This is a genomic window from Paenibacillus solanacearum, assembly GCF_910593845.1.
GTDB lineage: Bacteria > Bacillota > Bacilli > Paenibacillales > NBRC-103111 > Paenibacillus_G > Paenibacillus_G solanacearum.
Window position 1 is genome coordinate 1 of sequence record NZ_CAJVAS010000097.1, and the last position, 2,302, is coordinate 2,302.

General features: G+C 41.6%; 3 protein-coding genes. All 3 read left to right on the forward strand.

Annotated features, from left to right (window positions below; all coding sequences use genetic code 11):
- Positions 1-160: 160 nt before the first annotated feature.
- The 3 genes from KXG62_RS33695 (at position 161) to KXG62_RS34325 (ending at position 2,094) form a co-directional block, all read left to right on the forward strand.
- A complete protein-coding gene (locus KXG62_RS33695; protein WP_218096378.1) occupies positions 161-358 on the forward strand; it encodes a hypothetical protein in 198 nt (65 codons plus the stop codon).
- Positions 351-932, forward strand: coding sequence for an ATPase (locus tag KXG62_RS33700; RefSeq protein ID WP_218096379.1), 582 nt, complete (start codon positions 351-353; stop codon positions 930-932). Before KXG62_RS33695 ends, KXG62_RS33700 begins: the two co-directional genes overlap by 8 nt.
- A 586-nt stretch (positions 933-1,518) precedes the next feature.
- Positions 1,519-2,094, forward strand: coding sequence for an IS5 family transposase (locus KXG62_RS34325; RefSeq protein ID WP_246627768.1), 576 nt, complete (start codon positions 1,519-1,521; stop codon positions 2,092-2,094).
- Positions 2,095-2,302: the final 208 nt, after the last annotated feature.

Genomic DNA, 2,302 nt, shown 5'->3' on the forward strand with positions numbered 1-2,302 from the left:
GTAGCCCAAAAAGCCGGTAAGAAGATTTCCGCTCTTATTCAGCGTCAACTCCAGCAGTGGATTGCCGCTTTGCCCAGTTACATCAAGGCTTGTTTGCCGATTTCATGCTGCGAAAGTTGAGATAATTACTTTTATGATAACATTATAGGAGAGGATCGTTTTGTTCCCAAGCGGAGATGATTTAAAGGGAATTTTGGAGAGAGCAGGACAATCGGCGCGAACTGAGGCCAAAAAGGCTGGAGCTTCGATTTATTATATGATGGGTGGCAAACGCATCCGAGAATCGGCAACTGGTGAGAAGTTCGAAATTATTTATGATGAAAATGGTAATAGAAAAGAAATTGCATTAAATGAATAACCAAACGAGCGTGTTAACTATTTTTGCAGGTACCAATGGTGCGGGAAAGAGTACAATCAGTAAACAAATGCGCGAATACATCGGAACCGTTATTGACCCTGATGCGATCGCTAGAGAGATGAACCCCCTAAATCCTCGAGAGGTTGATTTAGCCGCGGGCAAAGAGGCCGTACGTAGAATTAGAAAGTTACTAAGCGATAAGAAGGAGTTTGCAATTGAGACTACTTTATCAGGTAGTTTCGCTTTACGGCATATGCATTTGGCTAAAGAGCAAGGCTATACGATTGTGCTGTACTATATAGGGCTTGAAGATGTTGAAATGCATATTGATCGAGTGGCATCACGGGTACAACAAGGCGGGCATTGGATCGCAGAATCTGATATTCGCTGGAGGTATGGTCAGTCGCTCAAGAATTTAATACCGGCTATTAACATTTCGGATAAAGTCTTTATAATTGATAATACACTAACATCTCCAATCATCATTGTGGAATCTGGGCATAGTCGATTTAAGATAATGGTATCAGAGTCACCTGGATGGGCCTTGCCTGTTATACAATTGTTTAATGAATAAACGCCCGAATGCCGATGGCTTTGGACGTTTTTTATTTTAAAGAGTCATTATTGCATTGTAATAGCAGCATTAGTTTTCCTTCGAACGTATATTCGCTGACAGTATTCTGTCAAACTAGTATGTAATAATTAACATAACGATCCATTTTTATGAGATCCGTTACGAATACGATAATGACAGGCGATATAAACAGAAAGGCGGGGGAGTCATCGTTACTATTTTAAAAAAGCTGCATCCTAATGTTATCCCTTTTTGGCAGATACATAGGTTACTGTTCGGTCTAAAGCGATTTGGAATTTCACTGATTCCAATGGAACAGGACCTTATCGTTAAGAGGTATGGAATTTCGGAAATAGTGATTCATACTGCAGGAGATGCTCACTATATAGTCGGACTGCTTAAGCATGAAGAAATGGGGTTTTTACAGGAATGTGGTTCGTCGTAAGTTTCGGTTAGGTGAAAATGGGTTTATGTCTTCTAAAGAGCGTGTCCTTAAACTATAAAATCACTCCAAAACATGGTAAACTTCTCCTATGAGAAGACGATATGAAATACGTGATGATCAATGGGATCAAATTTACTTCCGTTGGAGCGAAAACATCAAGGTAGACGAATTGCAAAAGACAACCGCATGATGTTAACGCCATGCTTTGGGTCGCCAGATCCGGGGCACCTTGGAGAGATCTGGCGGAGCATTACGGCTCGTGGAAAACGGTGTACACTCGTTTCCATCGCTGGCAGTTCGGCAGGAATATGGGATGAAATCCTAAAGCATATAACGACTAAAATCCATGCCATTGTGAATGCACTTGGCAATCCATTGCGTTTTGAACTGACCGCTGGCAATAGCCACGACTGCGTGAAAGGCTATGACATGCTTCAAAATATGGACCTCACCGGTAAGACAGTCATTGCCGATCGAGGTTTTGACATGAACAACATCCTGGAACTGATTAAGGAGCAACAAGCGATCGCTGTCATTCCTAGTCGAAAACATCGCAAAATCCAGCGAAAGTGTGACTGGTGGCTCTACAAAGAACGCCATCTCGTGGAATGTTTATTCAACAAGCTCAAACATTATCGCAGACTTGCTACTCATTACGACAAGCTTACCTGTACATTTGCGCCTTTTTATCACTGGCCTCTATTTTGTAATGGCTAAATTAGGATTGAAGACACGCGCTAGTTTGCCAAAAGTCTAAATTGGAACAAGAAGCTTGCCAAAAATGGGAATAATCATCTGGATCCTCTCCCACTATAAAGTAATGTTTTCTCCTGTTTTCTCACTAAATCTCAGTATTTCAACTTTGACGCTTAAGCGGCAGTCGTGGAGAATGTATCCTATGCATCGATTTTCGATCAGAGCGTAG

Bases quoted from the DNA above. Each gene is read 5' to 3' on its own strand.
- KXG62_RS33700 (WP_218096379.1), top strand. From the start codon at position 351: ATGAATAACCAAACGAGCGTGTTAACTATTTTTGCAGGTACCAATGGT.